This window comes from Caballeronia jiangsuensis, assembly GCF_046030135.1.
In the GTDB taxonomy this organism is placed as follows: Bacteria; Pseudomonadota; Gammaproteobacteria; order Burkholderiales; family Burkholderiaceae; genus Caballeronia; species Caballeronia jiangsuensis.
Genome location: NZ_JAQQDB010000095.1, coordinates 1 through 1,996, shown reverse-complemented (window position 1 = coordinate 1,996; position 1,996 = coordinate 1). Strand labels below are relative to the sequence as shown.

Sequence of the window (1,996 nt, the reverse complement as noted above, 5' to 3'; positions counted from 1 at the left end):
TCGGGTGTGCGCCGTGAAAAGGTGGCGCTTTCCAGCGGGTGTAAGCCCCGCCCGGCAACCGCTCCAGCCGGAAGCAACCGGAGCAGCTATGGAGGTAACGAAGTGGCTGAAGCCTCTGGTGAAGCGTGTCACGAATTGGTGACAGCGCGAGTGTGCAGGCCGTAACAAGCGTGAACGCCGAGCAATCCTCGAAAAGGACGATGCGCAGGCCGACCCGAACACCCTATCGGGGAAGGTTGATATGACTGGCTGGATGAGCGAAGCAGTGCCGCCAGTCACTGCGCCGGGGTAGTGGCGACAGCATGTACACAAGGAAAGCGTACGCAACACGGGAAATCCCTCGGCGTGGTCAGGGATGACCAACCGGACGCCCGTGAGGGACAGGCCGGGCGCCTTGGGATGACGGAGAGGCCCGTACTACCGTTGAAGCCGGTGTAATGCTGGTGGAGGGAAGGGGCCTCAGTTCAAGACCAACGCAATACGTAGTGAGGACGTGGAGATTGGGCAACCTATCAACTCCGATTCGTGTTCAGAAGCTGCAGATGGCGTTACACGCGAAAGCGAAGGCAGAAGCCGGGTATCGCTTCTACGTGCTGTACGACAAGATCTATCGTGAAGACGTGCTGGCGCATGCGTACGCCCAGTGCCGCTCCAACAGGGGCGCGCCGGGTGTCGATCGTCAGGACTTCGCCGAAGTCGAGGCGTACGGGGTGCAGAAGTGGCTCGGTGAACTGGCGCTTGCGCTCAGGCAGGAGACTTACCGGCCGGACCCTATCAGACGAGTGTTTATCCCGAAGGCCAATGGCAAGCTGAGGCCACTGGGTATCTCGACCCTGCGGGATCGGGTGTGCATGACAGCAGCGATGCTGGCGCTCGAACCGATCTTCGAAGCGGACCTTCCGCCAGAGCAGTACGCTTATCGCCCGGGGCGAAATGCCCAGCAAGCGGTAATCGAGGTGGAGGAGCGGCTGCATCGAGGGCAAACGGATGTCGTTGACGCTGACCTGGCGGACTACTTCGGAAGTATTCCCCACGCCGAATTGATGTTGTCGCTCGCGCGACGCGTCGTCGATCGGCGTGTGCTGCATCTGATCAAGATGTGGCTGGAATGCCCCGTAGAAGAAACCGATGATCGAGGTCGGAAGACACGCACGACGGAGGCCAGAGATAGCAGGCGCGGAATTCCGCAAGGGTCTCCCATCTCACCACTGCTGGCGAATGTCTACATGCGCCGGTTTGTGCTGGCGTGGAAGAAGCTCGGACTTCAGCGCAGTCTTGGCAGTCGCATTGTGACCTACGCGGACGATCTCGTGATCCTGTGCAAGAGAGGCAAGGCCGAAGAGGCGTTGCTGAAGCTGCGCGAGTTCATGGGCAAACTGAAGCTGACGGTCAACGAGGAGAAGACACGAATCTGCAAGGTGCCGGAAGGCGAATTTGACTTCCTGGGTTACACGTTTGGGCGGCTGTACTCGGCGACGACTGGACAGGCTCGTATGGGCATGCGACCGTCGAAGAAGAGTATCCGTCGCATGGTCGAGAAGATTCATGCGATGACCGCCCTCAAGACGGTGTGGCAGGAGACCACGGAGTTGGTGGGCAAGTTGAACCGCACGCTGCGCGGCTGGGCGAACTACTTCAATGTAGGGACGGACAGTCGCGCGTATCGGGCGCTTGACAGCTACACCGCTGCGCGGTTGCGTCGGTGGTTACGCAACAAGTACAAGCTCAGACGTCGCAGGGGCGGGGCCTATCCAGCCCCGCATCTCTACGGGCACTTCGGTCTCGTTCGTCTACAAGGGCCTTGGTAGTGTAACTTGCCGTGTACGAAGGCGTGATGTCTTGTCCGAGAGCCCGTTGCGGGAGATCTGCACGACGGGTTCGATGAGCGGGATGTGGAAACGGGGTTAGGGCAAGGGTATTCGGGCACCGCCAGACGAAAGGGGCGGCAACAGACAAACCGAGCCTACCGCTACCGCGCCACATCTCGACTCTACCG

1 protein-coding gene is annotated in these 1,996 nt (G+C 60.3%); it reads left to right on the top strand.

All coding sequences use genetic code 11. From position 1 onward, the window contains the following. Nucleotides 1-437 precede the first annotated feature (437 nt). Nucleotides 438-1,808 (top strand): group II intron reverse transcriptase/maturase, encoded by a 1,371-nt coding sequence (ltrA, locus tag PQR08_RS38455; RefSeq protein ID WP_408164451.1) that lies wholly within the window; start codon nt 438-440, stop codon nt 1,806-1,808. Nucleotides 1,809-1,996 lie beyond the last annotated feature (188 nt).

Coding starts and splice junctions, on each gene's coding strand:
- ltrA (WP_408164451.1), top strand. CDS start 438: ATGCTGGTGGAGGGAAGGGGCCTCAGTTCAAGACCAACGCAATACGTA.